The organism is Desulfuromonas sp. TF, assembly GCF_000472285.1.
GTDB lineage: Bacteria > Desulfobacterota > Desulfuromonadia > Desulfuromonadales > ATBO01 > ATBO01.
In genome coordinates, this window is record NZ_KI421420.1 from 73,076 (window position 1) to 89,766 (window position 16,691).

General features: G+C 60.3%; 17 protein-coding genes and 1 riboswitch. Of the genes, 5 read left to right on the plus strand and 12 right to left on the minus strand.

Going from position 1 to position 16,691, the window contains the following annotated elements; genetic code table 11:
* Nucleotides 1–71 precede the first annotated feature (71 nt).
* A complete protein-coding gene (locus DTF_RS0110935; protein WP_027715355.1) occupies nucleotides 72–1,412 on the minus strand; it encodes a site-specific integrase in 1,341 nt (446 codons plus the stop codon).
* A 459-nt stretch (nucleotides 1,413–1,871) separates the two neighbouring features.
* On the opposite strand from DTF_RS0110935, the gene DTF_RS0110945 reads away from it, so the two are divergent.
* Both DTF_RS0110945 and DTF_RS0110950 read left to right on the plus strand, forming a co-directional pair.
* Nucleotides 1,872–2,471, plus strand: a complete 600-nt coding sequence (locus tag DTF_RS0110945; RefSeq protein ID WP_027715356.1) for a response regulator transcription factor — start codon at nucleotides 1,872–1,874, stop codon at nucleotides 2,469–2,471.
* A gap of 261 nt (nucleotides 2,472–2,732) precedes the next feature.
* On the plus strand, nucleotides 2,733–3,539 hold the full coding sequence (locus DTF_RS0110950; RefSeq protein ID WP_027715357.1) for a hypothetical protein: 807 nt from the start codon (nucleotides 2,733–2,735) through the stop codon (nucleotides 3,537–3,539).
* Between the two features lie 118 nt (nucleotides 3,540–3,657).
* Here DTF_RS0110950 and DTF_RS0110955 read toward each other — a convergent pair whose 3' ends face one another.
* From DTF_RS0110955 to nifV, 6 genes are all read right to left on the minus strand, one after another.
* Nucleotides 3,658–3,942, minus strand: coding sequence for a hypothetical protein (locus DTF_RS0110955; RefSeq protein WP_027715358.1), 285 nt, complete (start codon nucleotides 3,940–3,942; stop codon nucleotides 3,658–3,660).
* A gap of 419 nt (nucleotides 3,943–4,361) precedes the next feature.
* Nucleotides 4,362–4,631 (minus strand): hypothetical protein, encoded by a 270-nt coding sequence (locus DTF_RS0110960; RefSeq protein WP_027715359.1) that lies wholly within the window; start codon nucleotides 4,629–4,631, stop codon nucleotides 4,362–4,364.
* 506 nt (nucleotides 4,632–5,137) lie between these two features.
* A complete protein-coding gene (locus tag DTF_RS0110965; RefSeq protein WP_027715360.1) occupies nucleotides 5,138–5,335 on the minus strand; it encodes an ArsR family transcriptional regulator in 198 nt (65 codons plus the stop codon).
* Nucleotides 5,336–5,448: 113 nt separating this feature from the next.
* On the minus strand, nucleotides 5,449–6,093 hold the full coding sequence (locus DTF_RS0110970; protein WP_027715361.1) for a lactate utilization protein: 645 nt from the start codon (nucleotides 6,091–6,093) through the stop codon (nucleotides 5,449–5,451).
* 244 nt (nucleotides 6,094–6,337) lie between these two features.
* A riboswitch (cyclic di-GMP riboswitch) is annotated at nucleotides 6,338–6,412 on the plus strand.
* 291 nt (nucleotides 6,413–6,703) lie between these two features.
* On the minus strand, nucleotides 6,704–7,513 hold the full coding sequence (locus tag DTF_RS23115) for a GNAT family N-acetyltransferase (protein ID WP_051361235.1): 810 nt from the start codon (nucleotides 7,511–7,513) through the stop codon (nucleotides 6,704–6,706).
* Between the two features lie 73 nt (nucleotides 7,514–7,586).
* Complete coding sequence (nifV, locus tag DTF_RS0110985) at nucleotides 7,587–8,729, minus strand: homocitrate synthase (RefSeq protein ID WP_027715362.1); 1,143 nt, start codon at nucleotides 8,727–8,729, stop codon at nucleotides 7,587–7,589.
* Nucleotides 8,730–9,167: 438 nt separating this feature from the next.
* Here nifV and nifE point away from each other — a divergent pair, with 438 nt between their 5' ends.
* The 3 genes from nifE to DTF_RS0111000 are packed head-to-tail and all read left to right on the plus strand — an operon-like array spanning nucleotide 9,168 to nucleotide 12,825.
* Nucleotides 9,168–10,520, plus strand: a complete 1,353-nt coding sequence (nifE, locus tag DTF_RS0110990; protein WP_027715363.1) for a nitrogenase iron-molybdenum cofactor biosynthesis protein NifE — start codon at nucleotides 9,168–9,170, stop codon at nucleotides 10,518–10,520.
* On the plus strand, nucleotides 10,508–11,803 hold the full coding sequence (gene nifN, locus DTF_RS0110995; protein ID WP_027715364.1) for a nitrogenase iron-molybdenum cofactor biosynthesis protein NifN: 1,296 nt from the start codon (nucleotides 10,508–10,510) through the stop codon (nucleotides 11,801–11,803). The genes nifE and nifN overlap by 13 nt, the downstream gene beginning before the upstream one ends.
* A gap of 11 nt (nucleotides 11,804–11,814) precedes the next feature.
* On the plus strand, nucleotides 11,815–12,825 hold the full coding sequence (locus DTF_RS0111000) for a nitrogen fixation protein NifQ (protein WP_027715365.1): 1,011 nt from the start codon (nucleotides 11,815–11,817) through the stop codon (nucleotides 12,823–12,825).
* Nucleotides 12,826–12,892: 67 nt separating this feature from the next.
* Here the strand turns inward: DTF_RS0111000 and DTF_RS0111005 are convergent, their stop codons facing one another.
* From DTF_RS0111005 to nifK, 5 genes are all read right to left on the minus strand, one after another.
* Nucleotides 12,893–13,762: a radical SAM protein gene (locus tag DTF_RS0111005; RefSeq protein ID WP_027715366.1), complete on the minus strand. Its 870-nt coding sequence runs from the start codon at nucleotides 13,760–13,762 to the stop codon at nucleotides 12,893–12,895.
* A 99-nt stretch (nucleotides 13,763–13,861) separates the two neighbouring features.
* Nucleotides 13,862–14,233, minus strand: a complete 372-nt coding sequence (locus DTF_RS0111010; protein WP_027715367.1) for a NifB/NifX family molybdenum-iron cluster-binding protein — start codon at nucleotides 14,231–14,233, stop codon at nucleotides 13,862–13,864.
* A gap of 43 nt (nucleotides 14,234–14,276) precedes the next feature.
* Nucleotides 14,277–14,546 (minus strand): ferredoxin III, nif-specific, encoded by a 270-nt coding sequence (gene fdxB / locus DTF_RS0111015; protein ID WP_027715368.1) that lies wholly within the window; start codon nucleotides 14,544–14,546, stop codon nucleotides 14,277–14,279.
* Nucleotides 14,547–14,639: 93 nt separating this feature from the next.
* Complete coding sequence (gene nifX / locus DTF_RS0111020; protein ID WP_027715369.1) at nucleotides 14,640–15,014, minus strand: nitrogen fixation protein NifX; 375 nt, start codon at nucleotides 15,012–15,014, stop codon at nucleotides 14,640–14,642.
* A 216-nt stretch (nucleotides 15,015–15,230) separates the two neighbouring features.
* Nucleotides 15,231–16,691: a nitrogenase molybdenum-iron protein subunit beta gene (nifK, locus tag DTF_RS0111030; RefSeq protein ID WP_027715370.1), complete on the minus strand. Its 1,461-nt coding sequence runs from the start codon at nucleotides 16,689–16,691 to the stop codon at nucleotides 15,231–15,233.

The following is a 16,691-nucleotide window of genomic DNA, read 5'->3' on the forward strand; positions in this document are numbered from 1 at the left end:
TTGGCCGGGGCGAAATGAAACAGATATTGAGCAGCTTTATCGTGTCGAGGGGGTGGATGGCGACTGTGCACTCACCCCTTTCTGCTCCTGCGTAGCGGGATGACATTTTCAGGTTGGGTTCCGGCAACAATGGCCTTTAGCTTTCTCTCCCATGCTTCAAGGGCAACCCGTTTCTCCTTGTCGTAACGGTACAGGTTATAGACCTTCTTGACTCCCTCTTTGACGTGGTTAAGTACAGCATCAATAACCTCATCCATCTCCCCCGCCTCCGCCATAAAGGTGGCGGCTGTGCGCCGAAGGTCATGCGGGGTAAAGTGGGCCACCCCTAGAGTGTTTTTCTCCTCCACCTCCTTGCCATCTTCCTTGCAGCCATCATTCTCGCAGGATGCACAGTTATTCACGCACCCGGAAGGGCAGTTATTGACAATCGCACGCGACAGTGCATGGCGGAGTATGTGCTGCCCTGTGGCTTTGCGGGGGCTGGGGAATACATACCCCTCGCCTGTGGTGTCGCCTATAAGCTCTAAAGCAAGATCTGTGAGGTAGACACGATGGGCCTTCTTGTTCTTAGCCCTGCCCGTTGGCACTGTCCACCATCGCCCATCTATCTCTGAACCGTTCATCCCTATCACTTCTCCGGGGCGCTGCGCTGTCACCAGTACTAGCTTGAGTGCCCTCCTGACCTCTGGTGACATCGCAAGACTCGGCTCGTCCAGGCGGCTCCAAAGCACTTTGATCTCATCCTCTGACAGCACCCGCTCCCTCTCAACCTTTGGGGAGGGGAGCTTCACACCAAGGGCGGGGGAATACACAAGGATGTCTTTCTCGACCGCATAGTTGAACATCCTGCGGATAATCTTAAAGGTGTTGTTGGCCATAACCGGAGCGCCCCGGTCAATGATTCTGTCAAGAAGGAGATTGATGTCTCGCTTGGTAATGTCTGCGGCTTTGCGCCGCCCCCAAGCCGGGATTACATCGCGCTTCAGTATCCGTTCGTCCTCCTCCCATGACCGCTTTCTCATCTTCGCATAACGGGTCAAATATTCATCTGCCAACTCGGCAACAGTGGGCGCCTTGAGTCGCTCCTCTGCCTTAAGCGCCTTCTCCGCAAATACATCAATGCCCTTGTCGACCTTGGCTTTCGCTTCGGTGTATAGCTTCCTAGCGCCAGAAAGCGACACTCCGCCGCTCCTCGCCTCGTCAAGGCTAATGGCAGTATCATCCCTGCCAGCCCTCTTCGGGTCATAGTGCCCCAAGTTGAGAAATCGTCGAACGCCATCAAATCGGTAGATATAAAAGAACGTCTTCACTCCACTGGGCAGTACGCGAATACCAAACCCGCCCCCCTCTCGCTTGTCCACCATCTTGCCCTCAGGCTTAAGGCTCGCAATGTACTTGTCAGTGAACTTCATAGCGCCTCCGTGTGGTCTGCTGTGTGGTTTATTGCGATCGGATTGCATCGAAACAAAGTGAAACAAATCCACATAGACAATACATGAAGTCGAGCGATAAGACAATGTTTTTATTGGGGTTTATAAAAAAGAATGGCAACTCTTGAAACAAGGTGAATCACCGTTGTCACCTGCTTCGGGAGCAGGGGGTCGGAGGTTCAAATCCTCTCGCCCCGACCATTTCCTTCCCAATGGATTTCGAAAGATTGGCCCCACTTCCTGGCCAGGAGGTGGGGCTTTTCATTTCCCCGCTCCGGTCCGACACCGGTCCGGGTGCGTCTCTCCTTCGCCTCCAAAAAGGAAAGGCCTGCTCCCGGCAGCTTCATTGCCCCTTCCTAATCCCCTTCGACAGCTCGCGAAGGGTTGACACATCCAATTTCAACTTTAGTATGTAGTCATCACTTCCAATGGAGGAGGCCGATGTCTATCCGGGTTCTGATCTGTAACCACATTCACCTCTACACCGAAGGTCTGCGGCGGATCCTGGATGAGGACCAAGGAATCCTGGTGGTTGGTTTAGCGTCCGATGATCGGGATTATGAGGGCCTGGAGGGACTGCACCCTGACGTGATCATCGCCGACGTTGCCTGTTTCCCCAAGCTGGCCGGTCGTGCGAAAAAGATTCTCCTCATCTGGGCCGGCAATGGCCGCCACCCGTTCCCTCCCTTTGGCGATCTGAAGACGATGGTCGACCAGGGACTGGCGGGAATTCTCGATGCCCGGACCGACTCGGGGCTGCTGCGCAAGGCCGTGGCCAAGGTGCACGCCGGCGAACTTTGGGTCGACCACCAGTTCATTTACAGCTCTCTCCGCACTGATGACGCACGCACAAAAGTCCCTCTCAGCCGGCGCGAGACAGAGATCCTGCGTCACATTTGCGAAGGGGATGCCAACAAAGAGATCGCCGTCAAGCTCTGCATCAGTGAGCAAACGGTCAAGACCCACTGCAATCACCTCTACAAGAAATTCGGTGTTTCCAATCGCCTGCAGCTCGCCTTGTCCGTATCATCCGGCGAGTGAGGCCGGCCCCCTTCCGCCGCAAAGACCCCAACTCCTGTCTTCCTTCATTAAACCACCTACTTTAAGTCCAAAAAATCCTCAATCTTTTTTTTTGTAAAATTCAACCTTTTAGGTAATTGCCCTCCCCTGAGCCACACCTAAACTAAAGGACACTAAGGCAGGAAAGGAGGTGGACAGGAGGGTGGAATTTTAGTTTGAAGTAAAGGTCAATCTGGAGCAGGAGGAGGATTGGAACCATTAACTTCATGCAAGGAGGAAAAAATGAAAAAGTTCGTGTTTACCCTGTTGATCGCAGTCCTCGCCACCGGAACCGCCCTTGCCGGCGACCTTCCCAACGCCAAGGGGAGCGCCGCCATCACCGGCGCAACCATCATCGAAAAAACAGACATGACCCACAGCTGGGATCCGGTCCTGTCGACCAAGATTCAGGTCGCCCAGCAGAAGGAGTTGACATTCGATGTGGCCCTGCAATGCGGCCTCTTCACCGACACCCTGGTGCGCAGCAAGGGCGGCACGCGGGATCAGTCCTCGGCCGAGGCCGGCATCGACGTGCGGGTCAAGCTGGAGAGGATCAATAACGACGGTACCCTCGGTGAAGCGTTTTTAGCCTATCCGAATTCCGTCACCTATGCCAAGCGTACTCAGGACCTCATGGCCAAGTTCCAGGGGATCTTCCAGACGTGCGAAGAAGAGGGCCTGGTCCCGGACCTGGTCAACGGCGGGTACCGCTCCGAATGCATCGACTACGGCGAGAACACCTGCCTGGACGTGACCGCGGTGGACAATGAGAACGACGGTGTGATTGACGACTATGTCGTCACCCTCGACGAGGCTTGCCTCGACTATGAAGAAGTTCGGCTGGCTCTGGATACCCTCAATGCCAACGCCTTCAACTTTGTCTCCCCCAACCTCGAACAGGGCGAGTACCAAGTGACCGTCGAGGCGGAAATCACCTCCAATACCAGCACGCAGAACGGCGATGCCGCCGCCAAGGGCATGGTCGGAATGGGCTCCATGGTGGTTGACGAAGTCCGCTTCATCAAAGCTGATACCGGTACCGGAATGTAATTGAAACGAGATGTTGTTGCCTGGCCGGATTCCCTCGGAAGTCCGGCCTTTTTCATTGGTGTTGTGAAGTCTGATCCCGTCCCTTCAGTGCCCGCCTGGCTTTGGTCTCTTAGGGAGGTCACTTGTCCTCCTCGATGGTGATGTTTCGCCTTATCCTGTCCAGCAGGGAGTCCTTAAAACTGAAAACCAACTTCTCCTCCCCGATCTCGTCTATCAAGTCCACGATCTCCTCCCTGCAAAGGCTTACGTCCAATCCGTATTTCGTCAGCAGCTCGAACATCTCCCGCGCTGGCATGGCCGCAAGAGCGTCAAAGGGAACGTACAGGTCGGCTATCAGCACCAGGGTCGCCTGCACACGCCGCAGTTGACGTTCAGTTCCGACCAGGTTGTGTATCTTCTCCATTTCCTGTCCTTTCTCTATGTCATCCCCTGCGATTTTAACATTTTTGAATCCACTTCCTCCTTCGGCTACCTGCTATAGACCGAAAGCGAGTTTCGACCTGGCTGCTTCCCCTCTTCAAGCTCAGGAGTTTCCTCGCCTGTCCCCTGTTGTACGGCCACTGGGGAACAAAAAAAACAGAACGCCTCCGGTGCCTGCAGGGTCCGGAGGCGTTCTGTTTTTTTATTAAAGGCCCGAGCGGCGGGCGCGGGAGGGGGCGGCGCGAAGCCGAGAATACCCGTGCGTAGAAGCAAACGAGAGCAGGGGACCGGAGATTTCTAATTGACTACTACTCCAATAGCCTTTTTATCAGCGACATATAGCTATTTTGGCGGAAGATCTGCGGGACGCCGGACCGAATACAAATCGGTCAGTCTTGTTTTTCAGTATATGAGGTCAACACCTTTCTGTGTAAGCGCCAAACCATTGGTATGATCTTCAACAAGGCCTTCTTTTATTAGTTCCATGGATGCCTCATTTAAAGCAATCCTTTGTTTCGGATTCCAATTAGTTGACATACGGAAAAGATCATTTTGGGTAATCACATGGCCAACTTCACTCTTTGCTTCTCTGAACCATCTTAAAATGGAATATTTTACATCCTTAACGTGAGTCAATTCTTTGATTGGAATAGCTACGTCGAAAGCATTCATTACTATTTCCTCCTTATCTAATAAGAATAGCCAAGGAAGAGTGGCCAGTGATTGCAACACTGGGGATGGTCGCATTTCCCCGTTTCCATGGCTTCCGCATTAATAGAACTTTAGTGCGTCTGAGTCAAACATTTTTTATTCACACTTATGTGCTGAAAAGTCACATGACGCACATTCGATGCAGCAAGTTAATTAGAAGGCAGGGATTGAACGGAAGTTGCGCTTGACGGAAAGGTTGCTTTAAAAAAGATATTGCGGCTCCTGAGGAAAAAACGGATTTATTTGCCGCCAGGCACATCCGGAGATAGTCCGGCGATTAGCCTGAAAAAAGCCCGATCAGTATAAACCGATCGGGCTTTTTTCATAGACCATTCCCGGAGCTAATGTTTTTCCACCCGGTATCCCTGTTCCTTCCACGCCTCGACTCCGCCCTGCAGGGCCTCGACATGGGTGAATCCTTTATTCTCGAACTCTTCCGCCCGACCGGCGGAGGTGGCCTCCTTCGGTCAGGCGCAGTAAAAGATCAGTTCCTTCTCCTTGGGAATCTCGGCAAGCTTCTCCTCAAGTTCCTGCAGGTTCATGGCGCCTTCGAGGTGCATCTGATTGCATTTTTCCTCGTCATCGTAGGCGCACACGAGAAGAGCTTCACCGGATTCGATTTTTTTCCGCGTCTCGCGCGGATCGATCCGTGTCGCCTGTGCCATGATCAGCCTCCTCTGTCGTGATCGGACCCTGACTGGTCCTGATATCTTAAACATAGCGCTAAAAGACCGAACGGCAACCTCTCCTCGGACGACATCCAGGAGTCCACCTTCCATCAATATCCCAGGCTCTCCCCAACCAGTTTCACATGAATGCGCCCCTTGACAGCGTGACCTTCGATGATTCCCCACATGTTGCAGATCCGCTGGGGCGAACTGCAGTCGGCGCAGAGGCCGGTCGCTGCGCAGGGAGTTTTCAGGCCCAGGCGGGCGGCGTTGATCGGCGCCGCCTGGTGCTTGACCCGCGCCTTGGCGGACTCCAGGTCGGGCGCCACCTTGTTCATCCCCACCGCCAGAATGACCTTTTCGGGGCCGAACATCAGGGCGGAGACCCGATTGCCCCGGCCGTCCAGGTTGACCAGCCGGCCATCGAGCGTAACGGCGTTGGTGCTGGCGATCATGACATCCGCCGTCAGTCCCCTGCGACGAGCCGCCAGCCCCTCCTCGGCCGAGAGCCCGGCGCGATAGGGATCGATCACCTCCACTCCAGGAATCCTGGCAAGGGCCGGCCAGAAGCCCAGTTCGATGGTCGACATCGAACCGCCCCGGTACACTCGGACGCCTTCCGGAATCATGGCCACGATCTCCTCCTTCGTCTGCGCAGCTGTTGCGGCATAGCTTCCTTCCATGTTGCGCTTCCGCAGATTGGCAATGATCCTCTCTGCCACCGTTTCATTCCAGGCTGCCTGGTGCTGATCCATCGCTGCTCTCCTTTATGAGATTTCAAGCCCTCATTATTCCGGGGATATAATTTCCGTGCAAGAAATTTTTCATTCAGTGACACTCGGCAATGAATCGGCATGTCGGAATAGTTAACACGGGTAGCGTCGGTCCATCTCAGGCACGAGCCAAAACAAGAGGATTCCCCACAAGGAAATGAGGGTTTTCCCGATAGCAAATCTATTGGTTTTTTGTTATGCTCACAGGCTCTTACAAGATGTTTCTCTCCGACAAGAGCAAACCCGGAGCAATTCGGGGACGCAGAGCCAAGGGTCCCACGTGGATAGCCGAGCCGCCGAAGAGAGTTGAAGATTTCCAATGGCCTAACCGCCTGGGAATCAGACGCCCTTTCTTCGGCAGAAGATGGGCGTTTTGTTTTAGGGGGAGAATTTGTCCGGGAAGGGATTAAGTGTATACATGCTGAGGTACTTGTTTCCTTGCCTCATCTGGGGCTATCTTTTCTATCGCCTTTCTGTCTGGGACGTCATCGGACTAACCTTCGCTGCAGGCTTTCTACTAATCGCCCTCGTCGGCTTCCTCTATCAGGACAAGACCCGTTCTGTCAGGCGGAGGAAAGGTTAGCTTAATCATCTATCCCAGGCTCCCCAGGCTGGCCAGTGCAACCAGCTGCGAGAGTCGAACACCGGAGGGTGGTCCCAGCACCATCAGGTCGGTGCGCCCCCGCGGCGCGAAGCCGACGGCGGCCAGCAGAGCGCCGGCGGGGGAGGATTCGAGGATGTCCGCGGCCAGCTCCGTCCCCGGCGCCGCCGCCGACAGCAGGGTGGTGAGGATCAGCCGGTTTTCCCGAGGGCACGACTCTCTCGACAGCCAGGGCCCGATGACCCGCATCGATTTACCCTCCTGCAGCAGAGCCGTCGTTCCGCCGCTGGCCGCGACGAAACCGCCCCGGGCCAGATGGTGCAGCAGCGGCCGCGACTCGCCCCATACCCGGCAGTCCCCCTGCAGAAGCTCCTCTCCCCCGCCCGGCGGCGAAGAGCCGCCTCCCTCTTCTCCGACGATGAGCGTGTAACGCCGGATCCTGTCCAGCCCCCGAAATCCCAATTTTTCATAGATCGGACGGCCGAGTTCTGAGGCGGTCAGCCAGATCGCTTCGGCGCCGCGGCGCCGCAGGATATCCAGGGCGTGGCGGAGGAGAAGGGCGCCGCAGCCGCGCCCCCGGAGGTCGGCCGGCACGATCAGGTTGCCGACCCAGCCGCTGCGCTCGTGATGGACCGCGGTGACGAAACCGCGCGGCTCCCCCCGCTCCTTGAGGACGAAGGCGCACTCCGCCAGAGGACCCCGGAAGAGGGCCAGCTCGTTCGCCGGCACCCGCCAGCCTTCGCGGTGCGCCCAATCCAGGAAGAACGGCCAGTCTGCATCGGTTGGATGTGAAATCTGCATAAGATTCAGTCCTTTGGCCCTGGTCCCGAGTCCCTGGGAGCTGGGAGCTTGGAACTGGGACTCAGTCCCGCCTTCAAGCCACCCGCCGATACGTCCGGCAGAGGGTGAGCAGTTCCTGATCGTTGACCTGCCGCTTGTTGCGCTGGGAGATACTGCGCACCCGCTCCAGAAGTTCGGCGGCTTCCAGCGGGTCGATCTCGATGCCGAGCAGTTGCAGACGGTGGCGCAGGCCGTGGCTCCCGGAATGCTTGCCCAGGACCAGGTACCGGCCCAGGCCGACCTCGGCGGGATCGAAACCCTCGTAATTGAGAGGGTCCTTCAGCACGCCGTCGGCATGGAGACCGGACTCGTGGGAGAAGACCTTCTCCCCCACCACCGCCTTCCATTCCGGAACCGGACGCCGGCTGGCCCGGCCGACGAACCGGGAGAGCTCCCGAAAGCGGCGCGTGTCGATGCCGGTATGGATGCCGCAGGCATGCTTCAGGGCCATCACCACTTCCTCCAGGGCGGCGTTGCCCGCCCGCTCTCCCAGGCCGTTGACCGTGGTATTGACGAAGGCGGCCCCGGCCCGGATGCCGGCGACGGCGTTGGCGGTCGCCATCCCCAGATCGTCATGGGTGTGAACCTCGATCGGCAGATCGACCCGCTCCCTCAGGGTGCGGATGTTCTCGTAGGTGGAAAAGGGGTCGAGGATCCCGAGGGTATCGCAGTAACGGAAGCGATCGGCGCCCATCGAACGGGCGGTCTCCATCAGCTCGGCCAGGAAATCGAGATCGGCGCGGCTCGAATCCTCGCCGCCCACCGAGACGTATAGGCCGTGCTCCTTGGCGAAGCAGAGCGCGGTTTTCAACTGCTCCCGGACCCAGTGCCGGCTCTTTCGCAGCTTGCGCTCGATGTGGATGTCGGAGACGGAAAGGGAGATGTCCACCGCCTCCACCCCGGCGTCGATGGAGGTGCGGATGTCGGCGATCACCGCCCGGTTCCAGGTAATGAGGCGGGCGTTGAGGCCGAGGTCGACCAGGGCCCGAACGCTTCGCTGCTCCTCTTTCCCCATCGCCGGTATGCCGCACTCGATCTCCCCGACCCCGATCTCGTCGAGCGTCCGGGCGATGCGCTTGCGCTCCTCCAGGGTGAAGGCCACCCCGGCGGTCTGTTCGCCGTCGCGCAGGGTGGTATCGTCGATGACGATTCCCTGTTCAGCTTTTCGATTGTCCATGGTCATCTCCCGATTAAGAAAGCCCCGCGGATCCTTGTGATCCCGGGGCGTCTCTGCCGCATCCATCCGGCCGCGCTGCCGGAGAAGTCTCTGATTCAAACAACAAGCATGACCCGTGCCAGAGGCGGAAGCCGGCTGCCCCGCAGCGGGCATTCCGCTTCCTGTCGAAGAACCCGCCCTGGAAAAGGCGGGTTGCAGGCGCCAGAGTGCCTGAAAAATAGTCAGCACGACCGGATTTTGCCTCGGAAAAGACCCTCCGCAACCTGAGAAAAGGGGCGTTTGCCGCTCCCGCGCAGGTTGGCGAGGCTCTTGCAACGTATGTACATTGAAACATCCTCCTCCTGCCGCCAGAGACGCCGGTGCGGGGAGTCCCTCCCAAAGATGCGAAGGACCTGTTTCCGTTCTGAACGCCACCACTTATTCAGAGAGGATCGGACCTTGGCGACGAAACCGAAAATCAGGGAACTGCTCGACGAGAGCTCCTGCGCGCACAACACCTCGAAAAAGACCTCCTGCAACGCGCCGACCCCTGGAGCGACCACCGGCGGCTGCGCCTTCGAGGGAGCGCAGATATCGCTCTTCCCCTACGCCGACGCCGCCCACCTGGTGCACGGCCCGATCACCTGCCTGGGCGCCTCCTGGGAGACGCGTGCGACCCTCACCAGCCATCAGGGGCGCGATCTGACCCGGATGGGTTTCACCACCGGAATTTCGACCAACGATATCGTTTTCGGCGGCGAGGACAAGCTCTCCGCCTCCATCGACACCATCATGGCGCACTACGCACCGCAGGGCGTCTTCGTCTACGCCACCTGCGTGACGGCCCTGATCGGCGACGATATCGATGCGGTCTGCAAGCAGGCGGCGGAGAAGTACGGAATCCCCGTCGTTCCCGTCCACGCTCCCGGTTTCGTCGGCAGCAAGAACCTGGGGAGCCGCCTGGCGGGCGAGGCCGTCCTGGCGCACCTGATCGGCACCAGGGAACCGGAAGAGACCACCCCCTTCGACATTAACCTGATCGGCGAATACAACGTCACCGGCGACATGTGGCAGTACGCGCCGCTGCTGGAAGAGCTGGGGATCCGCGTCCTCTCCACCCTGAGCGGCGACGGCCGCGTCGATCGCATCCGGACGGCCCACCGCGCCCGGCTCAACGTCCTCGTCTGCGCCAAGTCGCTGGTCTCGCTGACCCGGAAGATGGAGGAGAGATACGGCATCCCCTCGATTTCCCTCTCCTTCTACGGCAGGCGGGACACCAGCGCCGGCCTGCTGGCCATCGCCGAGGCGCTGGGCGATGCGGACCTGGTCGCGCGCACGAAAAGATTGATCGCCCGCGAGGAGGCCAGGCTGGAGCAGAGGCTGGCTCCGTACAAGGCCTTTTTCCGGGGCAGAAAAGCCGTGCTGAATACCGGCGGCAACAAGGTCTGGTCGATCGCCTCGGCCTTGCAGGACCTGGGCCTCGAGGTGGTGGCGACGGCGGTGAAGAAGGCCACCGGAGATGATCGGGAAAAGGCCCGGCGCACCCTTGGAGAGAAGGGGATACTGATGATGAACCCCGGCGCCGAGCAGGCGAGGATCATCGATGAGACGGGCGCCGACCTGCTGCTCGCCGGCGGCCGAAGCCTCTACACGGCCATCAAGAAGGGAATCGCCTTTGCCGATGTCAACCAGGAGAAGAAGAAGAGCTACGGCGGCTACAACGGCCTGCTGAACCTGGCAGAGGACCTCAGAAACGCCCTGGAGAATCCGGTCTTCGGGATCGCCGGCAGGAGGGCGCCATGGGAAAAGTGATGCGCAGATCAACCAAACCGCTGCAGGTCAACCCGATCAGGCTCAGCCAGCCGATGGGGGCGGCGCTGGCCTTCTTCGGCATAAAGGGGTGCATGCCGCTGATGCACGGGGCGATCGGCTGCACCTCCTTCACCAAGGTCTTTCTGACCCGGCACTTCTGCGAACCGATCGCCATCCAGACCACCGCCGTCAGCGACGTGACCGCCATCCTCGACGGCGGGGAATACAATATCGCCGAAGCGGTCAGGAACATCACGGCAAAGGTCACGCCCGAGCTGATCGGCCTCTTCTCCACGGGGCTGACCGAGACCAAGGGGGACGACCTCCGCGGCGTCGCCGGCAGGGTCGATTTTCCGCTGGTGCACGTGAACACCCCCGACTTCGAAGGGGGGCTGGAGAGCGGCTGGGCACTGGCGGTCGGCGCGATGGTCGAGCAGCTGGTCGAGCCGGCCGAGGCCATCGACGACGAGAAAGTGCTGCTGCTCCCCCATGCCAGCCTGACGCCGATCGAAGTGGAGAAGATCCGGGAGTTCGTCGCCGCCTTCGGGTTCGAGGTCCTGGCGCTCCCCGACCTCTCTTCGGCTCTCGACGGCCACCTCGGCGAAAAGCAGAGCGCCCTCTCCGACGGCGGCATCTCCGTCGAGGAGATCCGCACTCTGGCCGATGCCGGACTGGTGCTCAGCGTCGGCGATTCGATGCGCCCCTGCGCCGAGGCGCTGCTCAAGAAGAACTCCTTCATCCGCCACCACCATTTCCCCCACCTGCAGGGGCTGGAGGCCGGCGACGCCCTGGCCGCGCTGCTGCTGAGGGAAAGCGGGCGGGAGAAGCCGCCGCCTGCTATCGAGCGCTGGCGCCGGCGCCTGCAGGACGCCCTGCTCGACAGCCACTTCTCTCTCGGGCAGACCCGCATCCTGGTCGCCGGCGAGCCGGACCAGATCGCCGGGCTCAGTCAGGCCCTCTACGAGGCGGGAGGGAAGGTGAAGGCAGCCGTCGCGACGGTCGATTCGCCGCAGCTCGATATAATCAGAGCGGACAAGGTCCTGGTCGGCGACCTGGAGGATGCGGAGAAGCTGGGCGACGAGTACGATCTGATCGTCACGAATTTTCACGGCGAGGCCCTCGCCCACCGGCTGCACAAGGGGCTGGTGCTGCGCGGCTACCCCAACTGGGAGCAGGTCGGCAACCAGCTGAAGAACGACGTGCTCTACGAGGGGGGTGCGTACTTCCTGTTCGAGTGCGCGAATGCGGCGGAGCAGATGAGGGCCCACAAGGGAAGATCGTGACAGGAGCTTTCATGTCAACCTATACCGACACTATACGCCGCTGGGCCACCGACCTCCGCCGCTCCGGGCCACTTGAAGGCGCCGACGGCACGGGGGAGGTCGGCCTGGGTGCCGGGGAAATCGGCCGGCGTCTTGCGGTGCGCTTCGCCTTGCGCGTCAGGGACGGCAGGGCGGAGAGTGTGCGCTTCCAGGTCTTCGGATGCGGCTTTACCATCGCCGCCTGCGCCGCTGCGGCAGCACTGGCCGAGGGGATTCGGCTGGAGGAGATCCCGGCCGTCACCGCCACAGACGTCGATGCCGTCCTCGATGGTCTCCCCCCGGAGCGCGGCTACTGCGCCGATCTCGCGGTGGCGGCCCTGCAGGCGGCAGTGGCCAGCGCCCGCGGCGATGCGCATGCCGTTCAGGCGGCCGTGAATCCTCGGGAGGAGGATCACGCTCCGCGTATCAGCGCCGACGATCCCCTCTACCGCGCCCTGATGGCCGGCTCGGCCACGGACGTTCCGGAAGCGGACCGCCGTCTCTTCGCCTGCCTCCTTTGCGTCGCCGCGCAGGAGGGGTGCGAAATGGCGGCGGCTCTCGGCCTGACGCCGGAGGACGTCGCCGCCATCCTGGAATCGTGCTTTCCCGGGGCTGATCCGGAGCTTCTCGTCCGCCATGCGACCCCGGAGGCGGGGCCTCCCCCGGAGCACAACAAAACGGTTCTGGGAATCCTGCTTTCTCACGTCCCGCAGGAAAAAGACGGCCGCGACCTCCCCGCCTCCGCCTGGCTGGCCCGCATCATCGCAGCGCGGGCCGCCCATCCGGGTCACCTCTGGAGAGCCATGGGGCTCTTCGATCGCCCGGAGCTCTCCAGAGCCATTCGCCGCCACCTCCCCTCCCTGGCCGCGGCCAACAACAAGGGGATGCGCTGGAAGCGATATCTTTTCAAGCAGGTCTGCGAAATGGGCGGAGGGACGGTGTGCAAGGCGCCCGATTGCGGGGTGTGCAGCGACTATTCCTTGTGTTTCGACACGCAGGAATGATGTTTTCCTCGCCGCCGAGCGCTTGCCTGTCGCGCCTCCCTATTCCCCGTCAATCCATCCACTCGCCTCACCCCGCCTCGAGCATCGCCAGATCGAGATCCTGCCCGACCACTCCGGCGGCGTCGGCGCGGCACTGCTTGCAATGGCGGGCCTGGGAGAGGATCAGCTCGGCCTGATTTCGCACCATATCCATTGTGGCATCCGAAGGCCGCTCGATATCCTTGAACATTCCGACGGGGATCACCGGCATGATGTTCATCATCGACGCCCCCATCTCGCGGACCTTCACCGCCAGGTCCAGGGTTTCGTGATCGTTGACGCCGGGGATGTAGACGTGATTGACCTTCACCAGCATCCCGGCCCCCGCGGCCATCCTGACCCCGTTGAGCTGGCGGTCGAGGAGGATCGCGGCGGCTTCTTCCCCTTCCAGACGCTCCCCGCCGATGCGGATCCATTCGTAGACCCTGGCGCCGGTTTCCGGTGTGAGGGCGTTGATGGTGACGGTCAGGCTGTGGACGTCGTGCTCGCGGATGGCATCGAGTTTCTCCGGCAGCAGCAGGCCGTTGGTCGACAGGCAGAGGGTCATTTCGGGGAACGCCTCGCGCACCAGCCTGAAGGTCTCGAAGGTCTTCGGGTTGGCCAGCGGATCGCCGGGGCCGGCGATCCCGACCACCTTCAGCCTGGCGCCGCCCTCCCGGTCCATGTGCCGCTTGACCAGGCCGACCCGCTCCACCGCCTCCTCGGGCGTCAGAAGCCGGCTGGTCACGCCGGGTCTGCTCTCGTTGGCGCAGTCGAACCGGCGCTCGCAGAAGCCGCACTTGATGTTGCAGCCGGGCGCCACCGGCAGGTGGATGCGCCCCGCCTTGCCGTGATCTCCGCCGAAGCAGGGGTGATCTGTCTGAACCTTGTTGTTCATCATCGGGCAGCCTGTGGCCATGATCCATCTCCTTTTCTCCAGGGAAAAAAGGGGCAGAAGGATTCCCTCAACATCCTTCCGCCCATGCCGAAGGCAATAACAACCCTGGAAGGGCACTTTTTAATCAGAAGAACATTTCTTCGGCCCCTGCCCGCCGCATCCGCAGAGGGCGGAATGGACGAACCGCAGGGCCTCTTCAATGGGACCTTCGGTGGAGACGGCTTCAATCCCGGCCTTCTGCAGCTCCTGTTTCGGCAGCGGGCCGATCATGGCCGTGACGACGGCCCGGCATCCCTCGAGGGCCGCGACGATGGCATCGAACTGGCGGTGGCGGAAGGGGTGTTCCGGATCGAAGGAGCAGTACTTCTCGACCTGCACCTCGTCGACCCGCTCCGCCCTGCCCTGGGCGTACTCGTAGATCAGGAAGCGTTCGGCATGGCCGAAGTGCTGATCGACCGCGGTACCCGATTTTGATGCAACGGCGATGCGCATAAGAACTCCATAGGTCTTATAGGTCCTATAGGACCTATAATTTTTAAACAGTCAGCGGCTTGAAGGAAAAACACTTCTTGGGGCAGGTCACCCCGCACCCCGCGCAGCCGATGCAGTTGCCGTCGTTGGCGATGGTCATGATCATGCGGGTCGAATCCGTCTCCTCGTCGACCAGGTCTTCGGGGCCGAGCACCTTGCGCGAACAGGCCTTGTAACAACGGCCGCAGCCGAGGCACTTCTCGGGGTCGATCGCCTCGACGAAGGTCGGGATCCAGTCTCCTCCCGCCTTGGTTTTTCCGGTCATATAAGCCATTGTGAATCTCCTTCTTTAGGTTTCAGGTTTCAGGTTCCAGGTGTCAGGTTTCAGGCCAGGCTTCTTCTGATACCTGATTCCTGATACCTTTTTTTATCCGGGCCGTTCGCCTTTCAGCATCGCCTTGCGCAGCCAGGGCGGGGGGTTCCCCTTGAGCACCTCCTGCAGCTTGACGATAACGTCCTTGATCGGCTCCTGTTCCTTGCTCTTGATCGGATGAATCTTCTTCTGCACCAGGCGCGCCGCGGCCGGCCCTCCGATCTGGGCGACATAGACGAGCGCGCAGGCCTCTAGACCGGCGCAGCGCGCCTCGATCCTGTCCGCCTCGTCGTCCCCCTCGGTCCTGACCTGAACGAGGCCGGCAAACCCGGCGTCTTCCGGGCCGATCTCCCAGATGCAGAATTCCTCTGCGCGGCCGAAGTGCTCGTCGACATGGATTTTATCGGTACTGGCGAATGCGACTTTCATGGACAATCCTTTCGCGCGGTTGCTGACGATTTCGAAGCTTCTGGTTCGTATCATCAACTTCGCCTTCTTCAAAATCGATTTGGGAATGGGAGCGAGCAATTTTTCGTCAGGTCAAGGAAGTCAAGAAATCATGCGGAGGCCTAGCAGCGCTAGGCCGCACAAATGATTTCGCCGACTGACGCCGAGCTGGCGGAAAAGGGCCGCTCCCAGCCCAAATCAACGCATCATCTCGAACCACTGGTCCGTACACGTCTCATCCTTGATATCGAGGAACTTGTTGGCGATCATGGTCAGCATGTTGACCGCTCCCTGGTAACCGACCACCGGCGTGCGGTGGAGGTTGACGCGGTCGATGATCGGGAAGCCGATGCGGAACAGGGGGATCCTGGCGTCGCGGGCGGCCCACTTGGCGTGGGTGTCGCCGATGATGCCTTCGACCGGATCGGTGACCAGCAGGCTGCGCATGTGCCAGAGGTCCTTGTTGATGTAGACGGCGCATCCCTTGCCGAAGGGCGAGGAGTCGAGCAGCGCCTGCATTTCCTTCTGGAACTTCTTGGTCGCCCGGCTGCAGAGGACATGGTGGGGGATCGCCCCCATCTCCAGCAGGAAGGTGACGATGCCGAAGAGGTAGTCGGGGTCGCCGGCGACGGCGAACTTCTTGCCGTGCAGGTACTGGTGGGCGTCGGTCATGGCGTCCACGGCCCGGCCGCGCTCGGCCTTGAGTTCCTTGGGGATCGGCTTGCCGAAGAGCTCGGAGAGCTTCATCAAAAACTCGTCGGTCTTCTTGATGCCGAAAGGCATCGGCATCACCAGCTTCTGGCCGCTGTACGCTTCCTCGATCCACTTCATGGTGTTGGCGGTGGAGTACTTCTGCAGGGAGATGGTCGCCTTGCCGTTGATCGACTCGGCGGCATCCTCGATCCTGGTGCCGCCGGGGTAGAGGCGGTAGGTGCCGTCGCAGGGCGTATCGAAGACCTCCGAAGTGTCGGCCATCACCGTGTAGGGGATCTCCATGGCCTCGAGGATCCGCTTGTACTCGCGGATGTTGCCAGTGTTCCCGTCGAAGCCGGGGATCAGGTTGAGCTTGCCGGTGCACTTGCCTTCGATCTTCTGCCCTTCGGTGAGATACTGCAGAATGGAATTCAGCATGGCGTCGTAGCCGTGGATGTGGGTGCCGTTGAAGCTCGGGGTATTGGCGTAGGGGATCGGCAGATCCTCAGGCACATGCCCTTTCTGCTTGGCGTTCCTGATGAAGGCGGTCAGGTCGTCGCCGATGACCTCGGGCATGCAGGTGGTGTAGACCGGCATCATCTTCGGCTTGTACAGGGTGTAGGCGTTCTCCAGCCCTTCGAAGAGGTTGTTCTGCCCCCCGAACACCGCGCCGTCCTCGGTCATGGCGTCACAGGTGGCCGCCGCCGGCTCGCGGAAATGACGGGTGAAGGTGCTGCGAAAGTAGGAGGCGCACCCCTGGGAGCCGTGGACGAAGGGGAGGCTCCCTTCGAAGGAAGTGGCCACCATCTGGGCCCCAAGCGGCTGGCAGGCGTGGGCCGGGTTGATCACCAGGGCGGTTCTGGCGAAGTTCTTTTCCTTGTATTCCTCGGTATTGATCCAATCCTTGACCCGCTCCACCTCTTCGGGGGAGTGCGTGGTCACTTTTTTCAACGCGCATTCGCTCAT